At 34.5% G+C, this 21,950-nt stretch carries 27 protein-coding genes and 1 pseudogene; 19 read left to right on the top strand and 9 right to left on the bottom strand.

All coding sequences use genetic code 11. The features are described 5' to 3' along the window. Nucleotides 1-209: 209 nt before the first annotated feature. Both R2I74_RS02335 and R2I74_RS02330 read left to right on the top strand, forming a co-directional pair. Complete coding sequence (locus R2I74_RS02335) at nucleotides 210-695, top strand: helix-turn-helix domain-containing protein (protein ID WP_316353080.1); 486 nt, start codon at nucleotides 210-212, stop codon at nucleotides 693-695. Then, complete coding sequence (locus R2I74_RS02330; RefSeq protein ID WP_316353004.1) at nucleotides 689-1,249, top strand: IS630 family transposase; 561 nt, start codon at nucleotides 689-691, stop codon at nucleotides 1,247-1,249. Before R2I74_RS02335 ends, R2I74_RS02330 begins: the two co-directional genes overlap by 7 nt. Before the next feature lie 168 nt (nucleotides 1,250-1,417). Here the strand turns inward: R2I74_RS02330 and R2I74_RS02325 are convergent, their stop codons facing one another. From R2I74_RS02325 to R2I74_RS02305, 5 genes are read right to left on the bottom strand one after another with little or no spacing between them, the layout of a single operon-like run. Then, nucleotides 1,418-1,915 carry a pyrimidine dimer DNA glycosylase/endonuclease V gene (locus R2I74_RS02325; protein WP_316353572.1) on the bottom strand — a complete coding sequence of 166 codons (498 nt, stop codon included), beginning with the start codon at nucleotides 1,913-1,915 and terminating at the stop codon, nucleotides 1,418-1,420. 15 nt (nucleotides 1,916-1,930) lie between these two features. After that, on the bottom strand, nucleotides 1,931-2,890 hold the full coding sequence (locus R2I74_RS02320; protein WP_316353569.1) for a 3'-5' exonuclease: 960 nt from the start codon (nucleotides 2,888-2,890) through the stop codon (nucleotides 1,931-1,933). Nucleotides 2,891-2,927: 37 nt separating this feature from the next. Continuing rightward, entirely contained in the window at nucleotides 2,928-3,509 is a 582-nt protein-coding gene (locus tag R2I74_RS02315; protein ID WP_316353568.1) for a recombinase family protein, read from the bottom strand. 3 nt (nucleotides 3,510-3,512) lie between these two features. Then, nucleotides 3,513-3,911: a PIN domain-containing protein gene (locus tag R2I74_RS02310; protein ID WP_316353566.1), complete on the bottom strand. Its 399-nt coding sequence runs from the start codon at nucleotides 3,909-3,911 to the stop codon at nucleotides 3,513-3,515. Continuing rightward, complete coding sequence (locus R2I74_RS02305) at nucleotides 3,908-4,165, bottom strand: AbrB/MazE/SpoVT family DNA-binding domain-containing protein (RefSeq protein WP_316353565.1); 258 nt, start codon at nucleotides 4,163-4,165, stop codon at nucleotides 3,908-3,910. Before R2I74_RS02305 ends, R2I74_RS02310 begins: the two co-directional genes overlap by 4 nt. Before the next feature lie 310 nt (nucleotides 4,166-4,475). Here R2I74_RS02305 and R2I74_RS02300 point away from each other — a divergent pair. Beyond that, a pseudogene (locus tag R2I74_RS02300) lies at nucleotides 4,476-4,830 on the top strand (transposase); the annotation flags it as partial. Here R2I74_RS02300 and R2I74_RS02295 read toward each other — a convergent pair. Beyond that, on the bottom strand, nucleotides 4,772-5,083 hold the full coding sequence (locus R2I74_RS02295) for a hypothetical protein (protein ID WP_316353564.1): 312 nt from the start codon (nucleotides 5,081-5,083) through the stop codon (nucleotides 4,772-4,774). The pseudogene R2I74_RS02300 and the gene R2I74_RS02295 overlap by 59 nt on opposite strands. 14 nt (nucleotides 5,084-5,097) lie before the next feature. Here R2I74_RS02295 and R2I74_RS02290 point away from each other — a divergent pair, with 14 nt between their 5' ends. Further along, nucleotides 5,098-5,283, top strand: coding sequence for a hypothetical protein (locus R2I74_RS02290; RefSeq protein ID WP_316353561.1), 186 nt, complete (start codon nucleotides 5,098-5,100; stop codon nucleotides 5,281-5,283). Nucleotides 5,284-5,321: 38 nt separating this feature from the next. Here the strand turns inward: R2I74_RS02290 and R2I74_RS02285 are convergent, their stop codons facing one another. From R2I74_RS02285 to R2I74_RS02275, 3 genes are read right to left on the bottom strand one after another with little or no spacing between them, the layout of a single operon-like run. Continuing rightward, nucleotides 5,322-5,882, bottom strand: a complete 561-nt coding sequence (locus R2I74_RS02285) for an IS630 family transposase (RefSeq protein ID WP_316353004.1) — start codon at nucleotides 5,880-5,882, stop codon at nucleotides 5,322-5,324. Beyond that, nucleotides 5,876-6,031: a helix-turn-helix domain-containing protein gene (locus R2I74_RS02280; protein ID WP_316353265.1), complete on the bottom strand. Its 156-nt coding sequence runs from the start codon at nucleotides 6,029-6,031 to the stop codon at nucleotides 5,876-5,878. The genes R2I74_RS02285 and R2I74_RS02280 overlap by 7 nt, the downstream gene beginning before the upstream one ends. Before the next feature lie 20 nt (nucleotides 6,032-6,051). Then, on the bottom strand, nucleotides 6,052-6,360 hold the full coding sequence (locus R2I74_RS02275; protein ID WP_316353007.1) for a helix-turn-helix domain-containing protein: 309 nt from the start codon (nucleotides 6,358-6,360) through the stop codon (nucleotides 6,052-6,054). A 182-nt stretch (nucleotides 6,361-6,542) separates the two neighbouring features. Between R2I74_RS02275 and R2I74_RS02270 the strand changes: the two genes are divergently transcribed. The 15 genes from R2I74_RS02270 to lpdA all read left to right on the top strand — a co-directional run bounded on the left by R2I74_RS02270 (nucleotide 6,543) and on the right by lpdA (nucleotide 21,924). Next, nucleotides 6,543-6,752, top strand: coding sequence for a hypothetical protein (locus R2I74_RS02270; RefSeq protein ID WP_316353560.1), 210 nt, complete (start codon nucleotides 6,543-6,545; stop codon nucleotides 6,750-6,752). A 38-nt stretch (nucleotides 6,753-6,790) separates the two neighbouring features. After that, nucleotides 6,791-7,620 (top strand): IS5 family transposase gene (locus tag R2I74_RS02265; protein WP_316353063.1). Its coding sequence is split into 2 segments (ribosomal slippage): nucleotides 6,791-7,181 and nucleotides 7,181-7,620, totalling 831 coding nucleotides; the frame shifts between segments, so codons are not numbered across the junction. 46 nt (nucleotides 7,621-7,666) lie between these two features. Then, entirely contained in the window at nucleotides 7,667-9,040 is a 1,374-nt protein-coding gene (locus R2I74_RS02260; RefSeq protein ID WP_316353556.1) for a hypothetical protein, read from the top strand. 266 nt (nucleotides 9,041-9,306) lie between these two features. Then, complete coding sequence (locus R2I74_RS02255) at nucleotides 9,307-9,888, top strand: DUF4040 domain-containing protein (RefSeq protein WP_316353553.1); 582 nt, start codon at nucleotides 9,307-9,309, stop codon at nucleotides 9,886-9,888. Further along, nucleotides 9,888-10,484, top strand: a complete 597-nt coding sequence (gene lptC, locus R2I74_RS02250; protein WP_316353550.1) for an LPS export ABC transporter periplasmic protein LptC — start codon at nucleotides 9,888-9,890, stop codon at nucleotides 10,482-10,484. Before R2I74_RS02255 ends, lptC begins: the two co-directional genes overlap by 1 nt. 46 nt (nucleotides 10,485-10,530) lie before the next feature. Beyond that, nucleotides 10,531-10,968 (top strand): LptA/OstA family protein, encoded by a 438-nt coding sequence (locus R2I74_RS02245; RefSeq protein WP_316353547.1) that lies wholly within the window; start codon nucleotides 10,531-10,533, stop codon nucleotides 10,966-10,968. Continuing rightward, the gene (lptB, locus tag R2I74_RS02240; RefSeq protein WP_316353544.1) at nucleotides 10,949-11,683 is read left to right on the top strand and encodes an LPS export ABC transporter ATP-binding protein; all 735 of its coding nucleotides are present in this window, start codon (nucleotides 10,949-10,951) and stop codon (nucleotides 11,681-11,683) included. The genes R2I74_RS02245 and lptB overlap by 20 nt, the downstream gene beginning before the upstream one ends. Before the next feature lie 150 nt (nucleotides 11,684-11,833). Beyond that, complete coding sequence (locus R2I74_RS02235) at nucleotides 11,834-12,376, top strand: cytochrome c oxidase assembly protein (protein WP_316353542.1); 543 nt, start codon at nucleotides 11,834-11,836, stop codon at nucleotides 12,374-12,376. A 58-nt stretch (nucleotides 12,377-12,434) separates the two neighbouring features. Then, entirely contained in the window at nucleotides 12,435-13,250 is an 816-nt protein-coding gene (locus R2I74_RS02230) for a cytochrome c oxidase subunit 3 (RefSeq protein WP_316353540.1), read from the top strand. 163 nt (nucleotides 13,251-13,413) lie between these two features. Next, entirely contained in the window at nucleotides 13,414-13,686 is a 273-nt protein-coding gene (locus R2I74_RS02225; RefSeq protein ID WP_316353538.1) for a hypothetical protein, read from the top strand. Between the two features lie 1,376 nt (nucleotides 13,687-15,062). Further along, nucleotides 15,063-16,046 (top strand): pyruvate dehydrogenase (acetyl-transferring) E1 component subunit alpha, encoded by a 984-nt coding sequence (gene pdhA, locus R2I74_RS02220; protein ID WP_394355847.1) that lies wholly within the window; start codon nucleotides 15,063-15,065, stop codon nucleotides 16,044-16,046. Continuing rightward, nucleotides 16,043-17,026: a pyruvate dehydrogenase complex E1 component subunit beta gene (locus R2I74_RS02215; protein ID WP_316353534.1), complete on the top strand. Its 984-nt coding sequence runs from the start codon at nucleotides 16,043-16,045 to the stop codon at nucleotides 17,024-17,026. The genes pdhA and R2I74_RS02215 overlap by 4 nt, the downstream gene beginning before the upstream one ends. 206 nt (nucleotides 17,027-17,232) lie before the next feature. Further along, entirely contained in the window at nucleotides 17,233-18,495 is a 1,263-nt protein-coding gene (locus R2I74_RS02210) for a pyruvate dehydrogenase complex dihydrolipoamide acetyltransferase (protein WP_316353531.1), read from the top strand. Between the two features lie 397 nt (nucleotides 18,496-18,892). Then, nucleotides 18,893-20,200 (top strand): hypothetical protein, encoded by a 1,308-nt coding sequence (locus tag R2I74_RS02205; RefSeq protein ID WP_316353529.1) that lies wholly within the window; start codon nucleotides 18,893-18,895, stop codon nucleotides 20,198-20,200. Nucleotides 20,201-20,535: 335 nt separating this feature from the next. Beyond that, nucleotides 20,536-21,924: a dihydrolipoyl dehydrogenase gene (lpdA, locus tag R2I74_RS02200; RefSeq protein WP_316353527.1), complete on the top strand. Its 1,389-nt coding sequence runs from the start codon at nucleotides 20,536-20,538 to the stop codon at nucleotides 21,922-21,924. Nucleotides 21,925-21,950: the final 26 nt, after the last annotated feature.

Raw genomic sequence — 21,950 nt, 5'->3', positions numbered from 1 at the left:
AGGTCAAGAGGAATATTATAAGTCTATCCATAATTCTGATAGCCCCGAGTCTTTTGGCGTTTATTAAAGTAGCATCTACTTCTAGCTGATTATTGCAAAAAGTTATTTTATAGCCACCTTGCTTGTTATTATACCAATTGCAATAATTAACGCGGTGGCCTAAAATGGATTTTTAACGGATAAAAGGTACTCAAATAGCTAAGTTAATATTGCCGCTAGGTTTTCATGATCATGATTTTATAAAAATGATGAAACATGAGCCGCATGGTCGGAATCGCATACGTTTATTGGCGATGTATCACCTTCAATTAGGCAAATCTTTTAAAGCCATATCTGCAATAGTGAAGTTGCACTGGAAAACCGTGCAATCATGGCTCAGAAGATTTAGAAATCATGGTTTTGAAGGTTTATTTGAATCACAAAGAAGCGGCGCTCCTAGGAAGATTAACACTCTACAAGAATCTGCTCTTTTTGATAAAATCAATATGCTCAGTGAAAGTGAAACTGGCGGGTATATAACCGCAAAGGAGCTACATAACATGTTGCTTGAGGAATATGGCGCTAAATGCGCTTTAAAAACAGTCTACAATACTATGCATCGCCTTGGTTTTAGCTGGATTACTTCTCGTTCAATGCATCCAAAGTCAAATCAAGAGACTCAAAATACATATAAAAAAACTTCCCAGACATGTTAACAGAATTATTACCAAAAAATATCGATAGATGTAACGTTGATATATGGTCTCAGGATGAAACTCGAGTTGGGCAACAAGGTAGCTTAACTCGTATATGGGCTAAACGCGGCACTAGACCCCGTAAAGTTCGGCAACAGCAATTCATTTCAACATACATTTACGGAGCTGCTTGCCATGATACGGGAGAATCTTTTGCATTAATTTTACCATATGCCAACACACGGGCAATGAATAAATTCTTAGAAGACCTTTCTCTCACTACTCAAAGCAACCGACATATAGCTTTACTAATGGATAATGCAGGTTGGCACACAGCCAAAAAACTAACTGTTCCAAGCAATATCACTTTGATACCGCTTCCGCCTTATGCACCAGAACTTAATGCAATGGAACAAGTTTGGGAGTGGATCAAAAATCATTTCTTGTCTAACCAATGTTACGGTGCATATGAAGATATTGTCACTATGGCTTGTTACGCTTGGAATCAACTTGCTCAGAATGTAGATTTAGTAAAATCAATTATGTATAGAGACTGGATAAATACACCGTGTTAATTATTGCAATCGGTATTAATACTGCCTCAGGAACAAATCACACCCGTTGCCGCCAAATAAGTTTAACTGCAAATGTACGTTATAATATTTATTTTCTTTTAGCCAACGATATTGCATATGTCAGGTATTAAATTAAGTATTGTTCAGAATGAAATATGTTTATTAAACCTACTGGTTATACCATAAAGGTGGCTCTCTGTTAATCCATTTAGGTGGTGATTTATCATGATACCATTTTGCAAGTAGATATTTTTTGTAAGCTTCACAAGTGTCGTTTATATGTTTGAAATCTATTTGCATAGCTTCTGATCTAGTGCAATTAGCAAAAGGAGTCATTGACCCGCTCTTGATATTAGTTCGATATTCCAATAAATATGGTAATATTTTTTCTGAAGCATGTTGCTTGTTATAGCGAAAGCTATACTCTTCAGATAAAGCTATAAAGTGCCGTAATAACCAGTCCCAATTTCCTATAGTTGCTGCTGCCCAAATAGTACATGGATGTTTTATGTGGGTTGGTTTATAGATATTATTAGTAATAGTACTATTTATGAACACGGCAGTACTTAACAATTGGGCTGTCTCTAACACCATTTTAACAACACGCTTGTTATCCAAAGCTTGCGCTGATATTGTAGGGCAGTTATCAGTAACAAAAATATTCATTATTTTTATAATAACTTATTTTAAACATAGCATTTTAATCCACTCTATTTTATCCTGATACTTTGTAGCATTTTGTAAATGTTTGTAGTTATTAGAAAATCTGCTATAAGCATCAACTATCTCTACCGGCATATTAAGAGTGGAGCCACCATAAATATTCGAGCGCAAGTAATCTATTTCTTCTGCAACTTTATCTTCAGCAAGTTCAATAGACCAAGATTTATAATTAGTGGTTGGATGATTAGACCATCTATAACCACGTGCTCTTAATAAATCTTTACTGTCATAGGGTGAATCAGTTGCCCATAATTTAAACTTTAATTGTAGAGCATTGGCAAGTAGCTGTTTTAAAACTGGTTGTTTAGAGTTAGGTAAGTCTTGAGCTAAAATATGTATTCCGGCTAAACTGTCAATAACAGCACGATGTCCTTCATAGAAGAAATTGTATTTGTAGGCAATATATTCCAGTTTGTGACTTGAGATTCCCTCGATTTTCCAATCGATATCGCACATTGAGCAACCCCAAGCTTTAGGGGGAATAGCAGGAAAAGTCATCTCAAAGAAAGTCCTGTCAAACTGAGCATTGTGGGCAATGATTATATCTACCTCCTGTAGATAAGATGCTGCTTCATGTTCGTTTATTTGATGACCATTTACCATGTCGTCGGTAATACCGGTGAGTTTGCTAATATATTCGGGGATTGACATGTGTGGATCTTGGTATCTGCTGAATTCATCCAGCAAACGAAAAATACGGCCATTTTCTGAATATTCAAATTTGACCATTCCCAGTTCTATTAATTTGTCTTGTGCAGAGGACAAGCCGGTAGCTTCGATGTCTAGAAATACACCAATTAATTTAGGATCAGAATCGCCGATATTGTAAAATTCTGGTCTTTGATATTTTTCAGTAACTCGGTATTGATTAGATTGGCTTAAAATTGCGGCCATTTTTTTCAAATCTTTGAGTTTCATATAAATATATTTATTTCAATTGTAGTTAAAATGATATTTACACATGATCTGCACTTTTGCTCGGCTCAGCAGGAATATAATTATACAAGGTACGCCTAGAAATGTTAAGTTTACGAGCAATTTTAGCTTTTGGAATACCGAGAGTGATTTTTGATTGTAATAGAGTGACCTGCTCTTGGTTAAGGACTGCGGCTCTTCCTTTGTAAAGTCCCTTCTTTTTTGCTAAGCTAATACCTTCCATTTGCCTTTCTTTAATCAAAGATCTTTCAAATTCTGCGAATGCCCCCATTACTGATAGTGATAGATTAGCCATTGGGGAATCGTCACCGGCGAAGATTAGATTTTCTTTAATGAATTTAATTTGTATGTTTTGTGAGGTGAGTGTTTTTACAATCTTTCTAAGGTCATCAAGGTTACGTGTTAATCTATCCATAGAATGAACGATAATTATATCATCTTCCCGTACATAGCCGATTAGTTCTTCTAGAGCAGGGCGGTTGGTATCCTTACCAGAAGCTTTATCTATAAACTTTTTGTCTAACTTAATGCCTTCTAACTGCCTCTCTGGATTTTGGTCAAAGTGACTTACCCTAATATAACCTACTGTTTTTCTGGCCATAGTTTAAAGCCTATCCTTTTTATTACTAACGTTCATCAATTTTTGGTCAAAAGAAAGAATATCTAGACCAGCCAGCTCTGCTTTCGCAATAAGCAAACAATCTACTATATGCAGATTCTGTTTATGATAAAGATCAAGAGCTAGTAATAATGATGCTTTATCTTCACAAACAACTCCCTTGTAAGCGAGAAGTTCAGATAATATTTCTGATATTTTATTTTTAGGAACTTTATAAAATGATGACAGGACAAAAACTATTTCGGTAAAAACTGTTTGCTCAAGAATTAAAAATATTTTACCGGTTTGTACTTGTGTAAAAACCTCTTTAGTTTTTGCTAACATTTCTTTGTTATCGCCTAATAGGTAACGAACAACAAAATTAGTATCACAATAATATTTCATTCTTCACTCGCAAAATCATTAGTCTTAGCTAAAATAGTATTTTTCCAAGCCTTTTCTCTTATTTCCTCCAAAGATAGATCTGTATCTTTGGAATAAGAAGCAAGACTACTACCCAACTCATGTATTGGAGTAATTAGAACTTGATTCTGATCATTAATAATTAAAGATATGATATTAGTATTAAGAGCGTTACGAACTTTTTTAGGTAGAACTATTTGCCCTTTAGAGGATATTGTTACCGTGCTTACATACATATAGATAAAACATATTATATTTATAGTGAAGATATTATAACAATATACACATAAACGCAAGTATTTACAACATGTATCTATTTTGTAAAACTATAATAAAAAGTAAAGTATAGTCATTAAAGTAAGATATAAATTATATAGATTACTTTTAAAAGAAAAAAGTGCAATATGGATATTTATAATCTAAGACAGGTGTACAGAACTGTATATAAAAAGTTAAATGTACTCTAGATACACGTAAGATAGCGAGTAGGGTGTATGGGTATTTGAAGTACACTCTGGATTGCCACGGCAGCTGCGCTCCCTCGCAAAGGATGCGCTTAATAAATATCTCGCACCTCAGATATTTAATAGTGATCAAGGTAGTCAATATACTGGACATGATCATACCGAGATATTGAAAAATAATAATATTCAAATCTCAATGAACGGCAAAGGTAGAAGCATTAATAACATAGTAATCGAAAGATTTTTTAGAACTTTAAAATGTAATTGCATCTTCATCAATGATTTTAAAAACATTAAAGAGCTTAAAGATGGTATTAAAAAATTATATGAATAAATATAATTATCAAAGATTTCATTCAAGTATCGCTTATCAAAAACCTATGAATGTATATCTGGATTATTTGCAAAATGCAGCATGCAGCTTAAAAATAACCTAAAATAGGAAACAAAATTAGTAAAAAATTTGTCTTGAAATTTCAGTCCATTATAGCAAACTAACATTAATTGTTGAAATTCCTCAAGAGACATTACACGACTAACCAAGGTACCAATTAAAGTTTTACCGTCTACATCTTTTAGGAATTCAACTTCTTGCGGCAAGAAATTAACAAAATCTACCAACTTATCATAAAACATTATCTCACTATTTAGCATCTTGATGCTAGCTGCCGTCCAATCAATATTTTGCACTTAACCTAAGCTCTTTGGATATCAGTATATTTACTCAACTTCCGGCTTGTGTAATAAATATTGAGTATTTAGCAAAATTAGCAGATCAGTGGGGGATAGCAAATTTTGAGTCCATAATTGATAAGTTGTTAACTAAGAATGATTTTAAGTTAGTTGAGAATAATGTCAAGTATGTTATAAGCAGCTTATCCAGCTTTTGATGTTAATAAACCCATTGATCTAATACCGATTGCAATAATTAACACGGTGTATTTATCCAGTCTCTATACATAATTGATTTTACTAAATCTACATTCTGAGCAAGTTGATTCCAAGCGTAACAAGCCATAGTGACAATATCTTCATATGCACCGTAACATTGGTTAGACAAGAAATGATTTTTGATCCACTCCCAAACTTGTTCCATTGCATTAAGTTCTGGTGCATAAGGCGGAAGCGGTATCAAAGTGATATTGCTTGGAACAGTTAGTTTTTTGGCTGTGTGCCAACCTGCATTATCCATTAGTAAAGCTATATGTCGGTTGCTTTGAGTAGTGAGAGAAAGGTCTTCTAAGAATTTATTCATTGCCCGTGTGTTGGCATATGGTAAAATTAATGCAAAAGATTCTCCCGTATCATGGCAAGCAGCTCCGTAAATGTATGTTGAAATGAATTGCTGTTGCCGAACTTTACGGGGTCTAGTGCCGCGTTTAGCCCATATACGAGTTAAGCTACCTTGTTGCCCAACTCGAGTTTCATCCTGAGACCATATATCAACGTTACATCTATCGATATTTTTTGGTAATAATTCTGTTAACATGTCTGGGAAGTTTTTTTATATGTATTTTGAGTCTCTTGATTTGACTTTGGATGCATTGAACGAGAAGTAATCCAGCTAAAACCAAGGCGATGCATAGTATTGTAGACTGTTTTTAAAGCGCATTTAGCGCCATATTCCTCAAGCAACATGTTATGTAGCTCCTTTGCGGTTATATACCGCCAGTTTCACTTTCACTGAGCATATTGATTTTATCAAAAAGAGCAGATTTTTGTAGAGTGTTAATCTTCCTAGGAGCGCCGCTTCTTTGTGATTCAAATAAACCTTCAAAACCATGATTTCTAAATCTTCTGAGCCATGATTGCACGGTTTTCCAGTGCAACTTCACTATTGCAGATATGGCTTTAAAAGATTTGCCTAATTGAAGGTGATACATCGCCAATAAACGTATGCGATTCCGACCATGCGGCTCATGTTTCATCATTTTTATAAAATCATGATCATGAAAACCTAGCGGCAATATTAACTTAGCTATTTGAGTACCTTTTATCCGTTAAAAATCCATTTTAGGCCACCGCGTTAATTATTGCAATTGGTATAAATACTAAAGATAATATATTATTATGGCTTGCTGATGGTAATCAAGCAGAACGATGGAACGCAATTAAAGCGTTGCTGAATACTACGAATCCTAACACCAAATTGCCGATATTTAATATTAACTATACTAACGGTAGAGAAACCTTAATGGATAAGCTGGAATACTTAATATCACGTTCCGGTTTTAATGGTAATAGTAATGAAATGGTGCAATTTCTGCGCAACCATGGCTCTTTAGAACCAAAAAATCCTATTATTAAAAAAGATCTTAGACTTATTCACGATAATAGACCTCTTTCGAAACTGGACTAAATATGTTATAAAGTCGAATTTACTTAATTTAGAACTATATGAGATATAAAAATTTAAGCATTTTATCGGAAGAGCATTTTAGAAGATTAACAGGGGTAAGAAATAGTACATTTGAAAAGATGGTAGGGATTTTAAAGACAGAGAAACAAATAAATAGGAGGTACCAAGGTGGCAGAAGAGCTAGTCTTAGTATGGAAGACAGCCTATTAATGACACTTGAATATTTAAGGGAATACCGTACCTATTTTCATATAGCTAAGAATTATGGAGTTAGCGAAAGCAGTGCATTTAAAACAATTCGTTTTGTTGAAGACACTCTAATAAAACATCCGGATTTTGCTCTTCCAGGTAAGAAGGCTCTAGTTAAAAGCGGTATGGAGTATGAATTAGTTTTAATAGATGCTACAGAAAGCCCTATAGAGCGACCCCAAAAAAACAGAAATACTATTACTCAGGTAAAAAGAAAAGACATACGTTAAAGACTCAAATAGTAGTAGATAAGAAAAGCAAACGAGTCATATGCACTTCTTTTTCCAATGGTAAGCGTCATGATTTTAAATTATTTAAAGAATCAAGAACCCATATACTGCCTGAGGTTAAAGTGATTACTGATACTGGTTATCAAGGCTTACAGAAGATTCATACAAATTCTGAGCTACCAAAGAAAAAGAGTAAAAAGAATGCTTTAACTAAAGAAGATAAGAAAAATAATAGAAGTTTAGCAAGTGACAGAGTATTAAATGAAAATGTTATCGGTATGTTAAAGCGTTTTAAAATAATTGCTGATAAATATCGAAATAGACGCAAAAGATTTGGTCTTAGGTTCAATTTAATTGCTGGTTTATATAATTGGGAGCTTGGTAAATGAGTTTCGAAAGAGGTCTAATGTTGAAAATTCAAAAAATTACGCGGGTTTGCCAAAATTAATCAAAATATTACAAGATAAGTATGAGTATGCTGCTAAGTTAAATCCGAACAATGAAATTGATAGTTTACTTAAGTTTATGGAGAAGTATATTGCTAAGAAATGTTCTGACATTTCCAGTGAAACTGATAAAAACTCCCAAATCCAGTTGATGAGTTATGGTAGGTATGACCCTGAAGGTAAGAATGACATGACTGGTATGATCAGTGAAGTTAAGCGCCTGATTGATGTTGCACAACAAACTAAGGAATCGGCAGGATTGACATGGCATTTTAAAACTGAACTGGCTCGCTTATGGAGATTTGCAAAGGATCAAGGAGAGAAGGCTCAAGAAGAATTTGTTGCGGTATTCCCTGGTTTGAATGCTTGTGAATGTGGTAAATTAGTAAGTTTATATGAATCATTGCAGCATCATATTGCAGCTGGGCATGAATTGAGTTTTTCTAAAGATATCAAGGGAATTATTAAAGATGTTGGTGATGTGAGCGTCAAGAATCTTTTTCTGCATATGTTGAACATTGAGATAAATGCTAAAAATGCTGTAAATAATATTGTAAAACAATGGTATGAGGATATTACTGCAAAAGCACCACATCTGTGGAATATGAAAAGCCAATTGTTTCATGGAATCTTTAATTTCAATCTTGGACTCTATATAAACAATAATCAAATTACAAATGATGAAATAACATATGGGGACTTAATTGAAAGTTTCTATTATAACATTTTTGCTAATATAAGAGAAGAATTCATAAAGAATTCAAAAAACTTGGATGGAAAAATTATTGAAATTATAAAAATCGATATGATAAGCCAAGAAGCGCTATTGAACAAAATTCACGCAGTTAGTGAGCTTGAGGAGGGGGAGATATATGACAAAGCAAAAGCTACGCAAATAGAAGAAGCTATAGAGACGCTTTTAACTGACTTCGACTTCAGATTTGGTGGGTTAAGCAATTTAGCTAATTTTTTAAACAAATTAAAGTATCCATTACCAGCTTTGAAAGCTTTGAAACAGGATGTTGATACAAAAGCTATAGAAGATCAAGAATCCAAAAATTATATTAATAACGAGCTTCTTAAAGCAAAGGAAGACTACTTTAAGACAATTAAATGTAAAGTTGCTAATAAAGATAATTTTGTAACTCTATTACAAAAATGGAAACAAGAATGGGGTGCATTAGATAAGGATTTTGTAGATTTGCTAATAAGTCATGAGCCAGATTTAGGAAAGGTTATATCATTTAAAGAATTAAAAGAAGTAAATAAATACTTCAAGCCAGATGCATGCGCTTATTTGAAAATAGCATTGTTCAATAAAGATAATGAGCAAGTGCAAGACAGGATCAAGTCCATGAAGTAGATCTAGCTCAAGAACAGCTGAAAATAAAACCTGTGCAAAATAATATACCCTTGACGGTAGAAGAACTTAAGGAATTGGAGTTAATAGGGCAATATATGCAACATAATGATAACGCGGATCACGGATAGAACGAGGATTTATTGTATAGCGGTCAGCGGTCGGTCAGTTAGTGACGCATATGTGTCAAGTTAAGGGGTACATGTTGCGTCTTGAGTCAAATTTTGACAACAAAGTTATAAACCAGATATAGTTATGTATGAGGTCTAATGTTTGATAATTTGTTTACCATACCATCCTCATTAGATTTTCATGCTAGTGTTTATTTATTATATATTGTCACTACAACCCTGATAATCATTAGTATTAAGCTGATTATCAGCCTCAGTTTACTTGAAAATATAGTTTTGATGTCAGTATTTAGCTTGCTGATTAGTCTGTGTTATCTATTGATGGATGCTCCGGATGTGGCGATGACCGAAGTGGCGCTTGGAAGTTGCCTTGCAACCTGCATATTACTTAATTTTATTAAAATGTTAAAAACCTCTCCTATTATCATAAAAAACAATAGAATTATACCAGCTGTTATTATATGCTTATTATTTAGTGCCACATTAATATGGGTTATGTTTGATTTACCTGAATATGGTGATCCGAGTACAGCTCTGCATACTCATTTAGGCCAATATTACACTACTAACACCAGAATTGAAATAGGTACGCCATCACTAGCAGCTGGCATCCTAGCTAGTTATAGAGGTTATGATACTCTAGGTGAAACCTCAGTAATTTTAATTGCTGGACTGGCAGTGTTGTTAATTTTATCCACTACCAACAAAAAATATAGCTAATGCCATTTATAAAACATTACCAACGGACAATAAGTATATTCAAATTTATATTTATTATTGGTATTACCATCATTTTACTTTTATTTTATTCTTGGGTTAATTTACCACAAGTGACAATTGAAAATAATTCAAAATTTACTAAATCAAATACTGCTATCTCACCATCGCAAAATTATGAAATTACTATGTTTAATTCTATTTTTGAAGGGATCAGCAATAATATGCAACCTTATAAAATTATATCGGATACAGCTGTAAAAATTGCAGAAGATCAATATGAATTAAAGCAAATTGCTGCACGATATAAATTCTTTGATAATGATATATTGATTAATGCACGGCACGCATTAATTGATAATGATATCAAATTAATTACATTAACAGATAATGTCCAGATTATGTTAAATGACTTACAATGTTATACTGCTGAGATACTGGTTAATTTGATTGATCATAAAGCTACCAGCAATGAGAAAGTAGTTGTTTATTACAACAACTCACGAATCAGTGCTGATAATTTAGCCGCTGATGGTACCCTCAATACCATGAAATTACAGGGTCATGTTCGAGCAAGGATTGATATTTCAGACTTCTAAATGGAATCTGGTAATGATTCTTTTTTACAAAATATCTCTTATAGTTATGAGCTGTTATTCATTAACAGCTTATGGTGACAATAGTAATTTACATATTCATTCTGATAATGTAACTTTTGATAAAAATAGTAGAACAGTAGATTTTTCTGGAACAGTCATCATATGGTTTGATGATATGATTTTAAAGACTTCTGTATTAAAGATATTATACAACAGCTCCGCTAAGGGCAAACAGACAATAGATAAAATAATAATTCCTAATAAATTATCAGCACTAAAAATATCTAACCAAAATACTATAATCGCTGATGCAGCGGTTTATAATCATCAACAGGAAGAGCTAACATTGACTGGTAATATTAAATTTATTTATCAGGATCATATTCTTCAGACTGAGAAATTACTATATTATACTAGGTTAAACAAAATTGACCACCATAACAACAAACAGCAACGAGCAACCATTGACAGCGCCGGCCAATAGTTTAAGAATAGAAAATATTTCTAAATCATTCATCAAAAGACCTATTCTCAGAGGTGTATCGCTGCAGGTTACTCTTGGAGAAGTGGTGGGATTATTTGGTCCAAACGGAGCTGGTAAAACTACTTGCTTTAGTATTATTGCCGGATTGGTTAAAGCTGATTCAGGTAAATTATTTTTTGATAATCATGATATTACTAATTTACCAATGTATCTACGTGCACAGATGGGATTAGGATATCTACCTCAAGAACCATCAATCTTTCGAGGTTTATCGGTATTTGATAATTTGCGGGCAGTTATTGAAATTACAGAATGCGATAAGGAAATAATAGAACAAAAGGCAGAAGATTTATTAGCTGAATTTTCAATTAGTCATTTAAAAAATTCACCGTCAATCAGCCTATCTGGTGGTGAGAGACGCAGGCTGGAAATAGCTAGAGCCTTGGCTTCTAATCCCAAATTTGTGATGCTAGATGAGCCATTAGCTGGCATTGATCCACTTGCTATTATTGATATAAAACACTTAGTAAAATACTTAAAAAAGCGTAATATTGGTATTCTTATTACCGATCATAATGTAAGGGAAACATTAGATATAGTTGATCGAGCTTATATTATATATGATGGTAAGGTTTTAATGGAAGGTGATCCGACAGAAATAGTTAATAGTGATAAGGTACGAGAAGTTTATCTTGGCCACAGCTATACTCGGTGAAAATCTGCGGATTGCGGTGTCGTATCTAAAGGTCTGCGATGCTCACGTATTAAGTAACTGCTTGCGCTTCTCGGCTTTGATACTCCTAGCACTCCTTGATTTTAACCTTCGTCTATACTTCTTGCATATAGGCACAAAAATATAATATATATGAAACCATCAAACAGAAAACTTGCTTTATCCTTGGTGGGATTGAGTGTGAGCATGATATTTTTAAGTTTTGCATCTGTTCCGATTTACAGCTTATTTTGTAAAGTTACAGGATTTGGTGGCACCACACAACAGGCGTTCCAATCTTATCATTTGCAAAAAGGTAAGAAACAACTGGTTATAGAATTTGATGCAAACGTCGATCCGGCATTACCATGGCGCTTCATACCTAAGCAACGACGGGTTTCAATATTACCAGGACAGAATACTTTGGTTTTTTATGAGTCTGAAAATATCAGTAATGTTGATATTATCGGCACTTCAGTCTACAACGTTACCCCCAATAAAGCTGGAAGATATTTTGTTAAAATTCACTGTTTTTGTTTTGAAGAACAATTATTGCTGGCAGGACAAAAATTGCTGATGCCTGTTTCGTTTTTTATTGATCCAGAATTTGAGAATGATCCAGAAATGGCAGCTGTTGACACTATCACTCTATCTTACAGTTTTTTTAAGATTCGTGAAGTCAATAATCATAAATAATGATAGACTTTTGCTGTAATCCATTTCATTATTATATCTAAATATATACAAATTTTTTATGGCAAACAAACAGCACCCATTTCACCTAGTTGATCTTAGCCCCTGGCCTATTCTTACAGCATTTTCAATGTTATTAGTTACTTCTGGTAGCGTAATGGTTATGCATCATTACTTTACTGGAGAATATGTACTTGGCCTGGGGGTATGCTCATTATTATATTGTTTATATCACTGGTGGCGTGATGTAGTCCATGAAGGTATTATTGGTAAACACCATACTATACCAGTAAGAACAGGGCTTCGTATTGGCATGGCGTTGTTTATTTTATCAGAGATAATGTTTTTTGCGGTATTTTTTGGATCTTTTTTTAAAGCTCATCTAGATCCAGTAGGTATTCTAGATGGTGCTTGGGTTGTAAAAGAAGGTGTTTGGCCACCTGCCGGTATTGAAACTTTTGACCCATGGGACATACCTTTTCTTAATACTTTAATCTTATTATTATCTGGAACAACGGTTACCTGGGCTCATTATGCTATGGAAGAAAACAATCAAAAAGACTGTGTTACCGCATTAGGATATACCGTATTACTGGGTATTTTGTTCACTACTATGCAAGCTTATGAATACCATCACGCCAAATTCAAATTAAGCGATGGTATCTATGCGGCAAATTTTTACTTAGCCACAGGTTTTCATGGCTTACATGTAATTATTGGTACAATTTTTCTTGCTGTTTGTTATTTCCGCGCTAAGAATGGAGACTTCGCGAAAGGTAATGGCTATCTAGGGTTTGAATTTGCTGCCTGGTATTGGCATTTTGTTGATGTAGTATGGTTATTTTTGTTTACTTTTATATATGTATTAGGTAGGTAGCATGATAGTTGTCGGTCAGTTACGTGGTGACATAAAATTTGTTAGGGATTTTGTTGTGTAAACAAATAAGAATACGTAGAGCTTCCTCACCTTAAAAATGGTCATTTTAACTCTTTAACCTTACTATCCCACTACTTTTTTTAATCCATAATGAGGTGGTCTTATGAATATAAAAGGAGTAAGCCCTGATGACGTTTTGGCTGATACTGAAAATTTTGCAAATTTGAATGGTATTACTGTGCGTAAGGGCTCTATAGCAGCTTTTTTAAAGAATATTGACTTTTTAGAAGATTTCCACTCCTCTTCGCTAGAAAAAGCTGCAGCATTAGATATGATAAGGCAGTTAGCTCCAGCAATAATAGCCTCGGGGCTTCATAAACATGCGATTTTTAAAAACAAAGTGGTGCAAGAAGTTGTAGAAAATGGCTTTGTATGAATCGGATTTTTGAATAAGCAAAAAAAGCAGTGGCGCAGTGGAAATAGTAAAGTTAAAGCGTTAAAATGACTACTTTTTAAGGTGAGCATGTCTTACAAACCTAAGATCCTTTATCGTCATAAATTTGCCTGATTTTTGACAAAAATTTAACAACTTTTTCAAATTCTAATTCATCCAACAAAGCTCAGTGATATATGGGTTCGGAGTTGCATAGATAATTTTGGAACCGAGTTGCTGAACCTATATAACGCCAGTTGCCAATTAAAATTGCTAAAAACTCCCATTTCTACGTCATTGCGAGGGAGTGGAGCTCTCTCGCAATGACGGCTGGAACCGGCATCTGTAGTGTTTAATAAAATATTTTAATTGGCAACTGGGGTTATATACTGCTTATCTTTCAAGAATTGGTTTTCAAAATTTCGGAAGCTCCACTCCTCAAGAGTGACCTACGTACCAAAGCTCGCCCCTCATTTTAGAATCCAATTCTTGAGATATATGCAGTATACACCGTGCTAAGGCTGGAATCCAGAAAATCCAAAACTTGTCAGGATCACACTTTAATATTAATATAAATTTAAAATATTAGTATTAACCTAGGTACTTTTAAAAGTATGCAATCCTGTAAACCTACTAAGCCTAAAACAAAAATACATTTGTTTCCCGGTTAAACTAATTTATACAACATAAGTATTAAAAAAGTATTTACAAAATCAACTATAAGTAAAAATAAATATATTTTTAGAACCTAATTGTGAAATTAAAAGGTCATTTTACAAACAACTCGTTGTGAGTTTCAATTTAAAAACTCACCTTACGCACAGCTTGATTTATACAAATTTTGTAACTCCAACATTGCGGCCTGATTTGCTTTAAGAATTAACTTCTTTAAGCACCAAAATTAATAAGTTCTAGTGCTTCATTCTGGTCTGTAGACCATGACATAAACAGGTAGGAATCAATCATAATTATTTGTCATTAAGTTTTAATATTTATATTTTATATACTAATTGATGCATGTTATTATATGCCAACAACTCTTTATTGATGAATTGATTAAAAATATAAATAATAATTTCATTAACAATATTAATTATTAATTTTAAAATGATCTATGTTGCTTATCGACGGAGATGAGTAAATTGTTAATGTTTTTTTAGATAATCAGTTTGACAAATAAGGCATTCATAAGCATAGTATTAGGCGTTGTGTACAAAAATTTTAGTGGGCTTATTTATGTGTTTTTGCTGCAAAATAATCAAGATTTTTTGAAATAGCTGAACTGTGTCAATTAAAAATACGTTTCGCAATGACGGCTTGACACAGTTCCATAAAATTTATGCACAGAACCTAATAATTTTTTAGCTTAAGAATTATCAATTATGATCAATTTAAAAAAATATAAATTAGATGCTGCTCAATATTTGAGAGCATATAAACAAATGTTATTACTTAGGCGTTTTGAAGAAAAATGCGGCCAGTTTTATGGTATGGGGTTGATTGGTGGTTTTTGTCATTTATACATAGGCCAGGAAGCGGTAATCACTGGGATAGATATGGTAAAATCGCCAAATGACAGTACTATTACCAGTTATCGTGATCATGCCCATATAATTTTATCCGGCACTGAACCTAAATATGTACTGGCAGAATTAATGGGCAAGAGTGGTGGATGCTCAAAAGGCAAGGGCGGATCGATGCATATGTTTAATGTTTCTGGTAAATTTTATGGTGGTCATGGTATAGTAGGGGCACAAGTGCCAATCGGTACCGGGCTTGCTTTTGCCGAGAAATACTTAGAATCAACAAACATTTCTTTTACTTTTTTAGGGGACGGTGCGGTTAATCAGGGGCAGGTATATGAGGCGATGAATATGGCTGCTTTATGGAAATTACCGGTTATTTACATTATCGAAAATAATGAATATTCAATGGGCACCTCGGTTGAGCGCTCCACTGCCATGACTGATTTATATAGAAAAGGTGAATCTTTTGCTATTCAAGGATTGCAAGTAGATGGCATGGATATTGAAGCAGTATATGCTGCAACCAGACAGGCAACAGAGTTTGTAAGAGCAGGGAATGGACCAATGATTCTAGAAATGAAAACTTATCGCTATCGTGGTCACTCAATGTCTGATCCCGCTACTTATCGTAGTAAAGATGAAGTTGAACAGTATAAAGATCGCGATCCTTTAGCTGAAGTCAAGCAGAAAATTTTAGACAAGAAATATGCATCAGCAGAAGATTTGAAATTGATAGAAAAAAAGGTAAAAGAGATAATCCAGGAAGCAGTGAGCTTTGCAGAATTGTCGACAGCACCTGCGGAGCATGAACTTTATAGTGAAGTATATTTAGTATGAAACGAACTACAGTACGTGAAGCATTGCGTTTAGCGATGCGTGAAGAGATGCAGAGAGATAATAATGTATTTATTATAGGAGAGGAAGTTGCCGAATATAATGGAGCTTATAAGGTAACTCAAGGCTTACTCGATGAATTTGGTGCAAAGAGAGTAATCGATACGCCGATAACTGAGCATGGTTTTACTGGTCTTGCAATTGGTGCAGCTTTTGCCGGACTTAGGCCTATTGTTGAGTTTATGACTTTTAATTTTGCGATGCAGGCTATAGACCAGATTATTAATTCGGCAGCTAAAACTCATTATATGTCAGGCGGCGAAATAAAGTGCCCGATAGTGTTTCGTGGCCCTAATGGAGCGGCAGCTAGAGTAGGAGCTCAACATAGCCAAAATTATGCTGCCTGGTATGCTCACATTCCTGGATTAAAAGTAATAGCACCTTATAGTGCAGAAGATGCATATGGTTTGCTGGTTACGGCTATACGAGATAATAATCCGGTGATTTTTTTAGAAAACGAGATTTTATATGGCCAAGCTTTTGAAATACCGGATAGTTTGGAGCCTATACCATTTGGACAAGCTAAAATAGTAACAACTGGTAGTGATGTTACTATTGTTACTTTTTCGCTACAGGTAAAATTTGCTCTCGCAGCTGCTGAAATTTTACAAGCTGATGGAATTAGTGTTGAAGTAATAGATTTACGTACCATTCGACCATTAGATATTAATACTATAATTACCTCAGTAAAAAAAACCAACTGTTTAGTGACAGTTGAAGAAGGGTGGTTTAATTGTGGTATAGGTACTACTATTGCAAGTCTGGTAATGCAGGAGGCATTTGATTATTTGGATGCACCAATAGCAATAGTAACAGGTAAGGATGTGCCGTTGCCATATGCAGCTAATTTAGAAAAATTAGCTTTACCGAGTGTAGAAGATATAGTCATGGCCGCCAAAAAAGTCTGTTATACTCGGTATTAACCTCGAATTGCGTTGTCGTCACTGGAGTTCTTCGGTGCTCACGTATTAAGTATACGTTGCGCTCCTCGACTCCAGAACTCCTAGCAATTCGAGGTTAATACCTTCGTCTAACCATCCAGCTCAACAAAATTTATGAAGTTTTGTGAGATTGTCATCCTGAATAAATTTTGTGGATCTCATCACTCATCAACCAATAAGTAAAAATTATGCCAATAAAGATTTTAATGCCCGCTTTATCTCCGACTATGACCTCAGGCAATCTGACAAAATGGTTGAAGCAGGAAGGAGATAAGGTTTCTTCAGGAGAAGTAATAGTAGAAATTGAAACTGATAAAGCAACGATGGAAGTAGAAGCTGTCGATGAAGGGATAATGGGTAAGATTATCTGTGCTGCTGGTAGTGAGAATATAGCGGTTAATTCATTGATTGCAGTATTACTTGAGGAAGGAGAGGATGCTGGTATGCTGGAAGGTTTTATCCAAGCAGCATCAGCTGTTGCTGGCCATTCCAGCGCTTCCGATAATCCTAGTGCAGGCGGGGATTCAGTAAAACCTGTTGAGATTCTTGCTAGTGCAGAAATTACTGAAACTGCTGTGCCTCGGATATTCGCATCGCCTTTAGCAAAAAAAATTGCAGCACAATCCGGTGTTAACCTAGCAAATATAAGTGGTAGTGGCCCTCATGGGCGAATTATAAAATCAGATATATTGGCTGCGCAGAGTTCATCAAATAATTGCGAGCAAAATTTAATTAACAGTAAACTATCTAGGAATACTGAAGAATATCGTGCTGTACCTAATAGTAATGTCAGAAAAATTATCGCTAAAAGATTATTGGAATCTAAACAAACAATACCTCATTTTTATCTTTCAATAGAATGTAATGTCGATAAATTACTTGCTTTGCGGCAAGAGCTTAATAGTGCCGGCACCAATGATTCAACTAACAAGGTTTCGGTTAATGATTTTGTAATTTTAGCAATGGCAAAAGCACTGCGAGAAGTAGGAGAGGCGAATGCTAGCTGGCAATTGGATGCAATACATTATTACAATAATGTCGATATTTCAGTAGCTGTAGCGATTGCTGGTGGACTTATCACTCCGGTAATTAAATCAGCAGATAAAAAAGATATAATTAGTTTGTCTAATGAAGTGAAGGATTTGGCCAAAAGAGCTAGAGAAAATAAATTATTGCCGGAAGAATTTCAAGGTGGTGGTTTTACCATTTCTAACCTTGGGATGTATGGTATTAAAAATTTCAGCGCGATTATCAATCCACCACAAAGCTGTATCCTGGCCGTTGGTGAAAGCGTAAAACGCCCGGTTATAATAAATGATCAAATAACAATTGCTACGATGATGGAGCTAACACTTTCCTGTGATCATCGAGTAGTAGATGGTGTCATTGGAGCAAAATTGTTGGCAGCATTTAAAAAATTGATCGAGAGACCTATTTTGATGTTGGTTTAGTTTATTTTATATAATTCTATACAATTTAACTTGCGGTTGTATAATCTTATGTTAATATTGATATTGGTAATACTAATTGCCAATCAATAGTAAAAAAGGTAATTATATGAAAAGTGAGCAAGATACCTATAGAAGTTTAAGTGATACTACTACACCTACATACGGTAAAATAATACCAGAATCACCGAGTTTGAATTCTCTGACTCCAAGAAGCACTCCTGATGCAAATATCGTTGCCGAACATACCGTTGAAACTACAGGGTGTAGTTGTGCCGATTGTATTAAATGTATAGAAATTGCGTGTTCTTGTCTGGGCTGTTGTGCAATATTCGCAGATTGCTGTAAGTGTGATATATTCTAAAAAAGATAAATATAATATTATGAAATCGAGGTTAATATGAAATATTATGGTTCTCATAGGGATCAATGGGGAGAAGAGATCTCTAGATCTAAAAAGAGCTCTAGTAGTGCAACAAGCAATACAAGCGGTGTTAATACGCGGGCACAAGATAGAGCAGCAAAAGCAGCCAAGAAAGAAGCTGAAATAGAAAAAAAGAAAAAACAAGAAAACGAACAAAAGCTAAAAGCTGCGATAAATAAAGCCTCGATCTATAATGATGTAATGTTGAATCCTGAAGGACTTTATTTAGAAGGGTTGGAGATATTTAATTTATCTATGCGTGCGGATAGGGAATCGATTTATCGGAAAAACGGATTTGATACTGCAGAACATAATTTAAAATATGCTTTACTTTTTGGTGAATTAAGAGCTTTTGAACCGTTATTAGATCTATATCCTACAGGTTTACCTTTAGCAACGTTTTTTGTTATGATAGCTAAAGAATTTGGAGTTGCTAAAATGAGCAACAAGGATTCCCTTAGGCATAATGGAGAGGATATTTCTTGTATCAATTCGGTTCAGAAATGCGTTGAACTTATTAAACAAAATGCAAAAAAATATGGCAATAGTATCATTACTACTGAGATGCAATCTGAAGCAATAGCGGCGTATAATGATGGCTTGGAGATAAAATATCAATTATCAGGTTCAGTTCAAGTAAGGAACATGAATGTTCAAGCTCATACTCATGATAATAGTTGGGAAAAAGGGCTGGAATGGAAAAATGATTTTAGTGATACAAAAGTTGCTGTGATACAAAAGGGGGATTTTGCATATGGAATAATGCAAAAGACAATTTGTAATACTAATTTTACACTGATGGTACATAGTCCATATAGTCACTATCAGGTTAGAATTACACAATATCAATCAGTTGAACTACCGAAAGCAATAGTACCACCGGGAGAAAATATAAATATTAGCTTAGCGGTAACTCAGCCTAACGGACAACGAATAAGCGAAATAGATTCAGCTTATTTTACAATAAATTACAACGATATTGGTAAGTTAGTTAAAATATCACTTCCAAGTAACCCAATAGTAATAGGTGTTGTGCAGGAACGCAGTCCTGCACTAGTTATGTATAAGAGCAATATATACGTATTGCCGGTTAATAGTGGAAATTTAAATAAATTAACAAATAAGGTAAATGAGAATGGAGGTCAAATCGAAGTAATAAGTAATGAACAGTTTTCAGTTGAACCATATGTATTTAATATGAATACACAGAATTTAGCTATAATAGGTGCACATAGTATGGTTGATGATAGTTCTTCATGCTTTAAATGTTGTGAAATCCTTTAGCAACAATTTTCGTGAGGATCTAGAAATTAGCTCAAGTAAGAGAGAAGGATACTATAAGACTGGATTGCTTCGCTGCGCTCGCAATGAGTATGAGGAAGTCGGTTTCAGGCGATGATAAACTTATAATAACGGAGAACCTAAGCTTTGATTAGCATAGTCTTTTGTTCTTTAGCCTTGAAAGTACCTTAAGCAATTTGTTTGTAATTTTTAGAAACACTGCTAAACCAAATAAAATTTTTTAAATACTTACCTCTCAATAAGGCTGGATATCTACCGCACAATCTCTTATAATTCTCAGCAAAAGATATATTTCTGAAAATTATAGGATTGTGTGGATGGAAAATTATGATGTAATAGTAATAGGTGGAGGGCCGGGGGGTTATGTTGCTGCGATCAGATGTGCTCAACTAGGCAAAAAAGTTGCCCTAGTAGAAAAGGAGCATCTTGGTGGTGTGTGCCTTAATTGGGGCTGTATCCCGACTAAGGCATTGCTTAAATCAGCAGAAATGCTCTATCATATTAAACATGCACAAGATTTTGGCATTGATATAGCTGGATATAAGATAGATATCAAGCAAATGGTAGCGCGTTCACGGCGTATTTCTAGTCAATTAACTGGTGGTATCAAAGGATTGTTGAAAAAGAATAAAGTTAATGTATTTGAGGGTACGGCGCAAATAGCAAAGAATAAAATAATTGAGGTTAAAAATTCAAAAGAACAATTTAGTATTAAAGCCAGTAATATTATTATCGCTACCGGAGCAAAGCCTAAAATATTACCAGGATTTGAGCCAGACGGCAAACAAATCTGGACTTCTCGCGAGGCGATGATTCCAGACTCTTTACCAAAATCAATAATTATTGTTGGATCTGGGGCTATTGGTGTAGAGTTTGCTTCTTTCTATAATACTCTTGGAGTAGATGTTACAATACTAGAAGCTCAAGATCGAATTCTTCCAATAGAAGATCTAGAAATTTCTGCACTAGCGCAAAAGATCTTTGTACAACAAGGCATTAAAATTTTTACTAATGTAAAATTACTGGATCATAAGATAAATCAAAGTCAAATCTCAGTTAATATACAATTTGAAGAGAAAAAACACCTGCATACTGCAGATAAATTATTGATGGCGGTAGGAATTAGCGGTAACATTGAAAATATAGGTTTAGAAAACACTAAGATTAAGGTTGCTAATAGTCATATAGTTACTGATGAATTTATGCAAACTGATGAGGTTGGGATTTATGCAATCGGAGATGTTGCCGGTAGTCCATGGCTTGCTCATAAAGCCAGTCATGAGGGAATAATAGTAGCAAATATGATTGCAGGACTAAAACCACATCCAATTAATAAGAATAATATTCCTGGTTGCACTTATTCTTATCCACAAATTGCCAGCGTTGGTTTGACCGAGAGTGCAGCAAAAGCTGCTGGTTACCAGGTGCAAGTTGGTAAGTTTCCTTATCAAGCTAATGGTAAGGCTTTGGCATTAGGTGAGTTGAATGGCTTGATTAAAACTATTTTTGATGCCAAGACCGGGGAGTTACTTGGTGCACATATGATTGGTGCTGAAGTTACTGAATTAATTCAAGGTTATGTTATTGCTAAAAACCTGGAGGCCACAGAGCTAGATTTAATAAATACGATTTTTCCACATCCTACTTTATCTGAAATGATGCATGAGTCTGTGTTGCAGGCTTATGAGAGGGCGATCCACATATAAATTGGTTCCTTGATTATGCTCAAAAA

This window comes from Candidatus Trichorickettsia mobilis (assembly GCF_963422225.1).
GTDB lineage: Bacteria > Pseudomonadota > Alphaproteobacteria > Rickettsiales > Rickettsiaceae > Trichorickettsia > Trichorickettsia mobilis_B.
Note: the sequence above shows the minus strand (reverse complement) of the source record. Positions and strands in the feature narration are given on the sequence as shown.

What these genes read in the sequence shown, in the direction of transcription:
- R2I74_RS02330 (WP_316353004.1), top strand. Translation starts at nt 689, where the DNA reads ATGTTAACAGAATTATTACCAAAAAATATCGATAGATGTAACGTTGAT.
- R2I74_RS02325 (WP_316353572.1), bottom strand. Translation starts at nt 1,915, where the DNA reads ATGAATATTTTTGTTACTGATAACTGCCCTACAATATCAGCGCAAGCT.
- R2I74_RS02320 (WP_316353569.1), bottom strand. Translation starts at nt 2,890, where the DNA reads ATGAAACTCAAAGATTTGAAAAAAATGGCCGCAATTTTAAGCCAATCT.
- R2I74_RS02315 (WP_316353568.1), bottom strand. Translation starts at nt 3,509, where the DNA reads ATGGCCAGAAAAACAGTAGGTTATATTAGGGTAAGTCACTTTGACCAA.
- R2I74_RS02310 (WP_316353566.1), bottom strand. Translation starts at nt 3,911, where the DNA reads ATGAAATATTATTGTGATACTAATTTTGTTGTTCGTTACCTATTAGGC.
- R2I74_RS02305 (WP_316353565.1), bottom strand. Translation starts at nt 4,165, where the DNA reads ATGTATGTAAGCACGGTAACAATATCCTCTAAAGGGCAAATAGTTCTA.
- R2I74_RS02285 (WP_316353004.1), bottom strand. Translation starts at nt 5,882, where the DNA reads ATGTTAACAGAATTATTACCAAAAAATATCGATAGATGTAACGTTGAT.
- R2I74_RS02280 (WP_316353265.1), bottom strand. Translation starts at nt 6,031, where the DNA reads ATGTTGCTTGAGGAATATGGCGCTAAATGCGCTTTAAAAACAGTCTAC.
- R2I74_RS02255 (WP_316353553.1), top strand. Translation starts at nt 9,307, where the DNA reads ATGTTTGATAATTTGTTTACCATACCATCCTCATTAGATTTTCATGCT.
- lptC (WP_316353550.1), top strand. Translation starts at nt 9,888, where the DNA reads ATGCCATTTATAAAACATTACCAACGGACAATAAGTATATTCAAATTT.
- R2I74_RS02245 (WP_316353547.1), top strand. Translation starts at nt 10,531, where the DNA reads ATGAGCTGTTATTCATTAACAGCTTATGGTGACAATAGTAATTTACAT.
- R2I74_RS02235 (WP_316353542.1), top strand. Translation starts at nt 11,834, where the DNA reads ATGAAACCATCAAACAGAAAACTTGCTTTATCCTTGGTGGGATTGAGT.
- R2I74_RS02230 (WP_316353540.1), top strand. Translation starts at nt 12,435, where the DNA reads ATGGCAAACAAACAGCACCCATTTCACCTAGTTGATCTTAGCCCCTGG.
- R2I74_RS02225 (WP_316353538.1), top strand. Translation starts at nt 13,414, where the DNA reads ATGAATATAAAAGGAGTAAGCCCTGATGACGTTTTGGCTGATACTGAA.
- R2I74_RS02215 (WP_316353534.1), top strand. Translation starts at nt 16,043, where the DNA reads ATGAAACGAACTACAGTACGTGAAGCATTGCGTTTAGCGATGCGTGAA.
- R2I74_RS02210 (WP_316353531.1), top strand. Translation starts at nt 17,233, where the DNA reads ATGCCAATAAAGATTTTAATGCCCGCTTTATCTCCGACTATGACCTCA.
- R2I74_RS02205 (WP_316353529.1), top strand. Translation starts at nt 18,893, where the DNA reads ATGAAATATTATGGTTCTCATAGGGATCAATGGGGAGAAGAGATCTCT.
- lpdA (WP_316353527.1), top strand. Translation starts at nt 20,536, where the DNA reads ATGGAAAATTATGATGTAATAGTAATAGGTGGAGGGCCGGGGGGTTAT.